1 protein-coding gene is annotated in these 265 nt (G+C 54.7%); it reads left to right on the forward strand.

Annotated elements, in window-relative coordinates; translation table 11 throughout:
- Positions 1–75: 75 nt before the first annotated feature.
- A partial coding sequence (locus tag E3E37_RS11555; RefSeq protein ID WP_305849834.1) for a biotin/lipoyl-containing protein occupies positions 76–265 on the forward strand: 190 nt, incomplete at its 3' end.

Below are 265 nucleotides of genomic sequence, written 5' to 3' on the forward strand. Positions count from 1 at the left end.
CCCGCTCCAGCCCCAGCTCCAGCCGTTTCCGCTCCGACTCCAGCTCCTGCTGGAGAGGGCGTTGTCACTGCCCCAATGCCCGGCAAGATTCTAAGAATCCTCGTTAAGGAAGGAGAACAGGTCAAGACCGGCCAGGGACTACTCATCCTCGAAGCAATGAAAATGGAGAATGAAATCCCAGCACCAAAGGATGGAGTAGTCAAGAAAATCCTCGTCAAAGAAGGCGACACCGTCGACACCGGACAAGCACTAATAGAACTCGGGT

This window comes from Thermococcus sp. ES12, assembly GCF_012027515.1.
Lineage (GTDB): Archaea > Methanobacteriota_B > Thermococci > Thermococcales > Thermococcaceae > Thermococcus > Thermococcus barossii.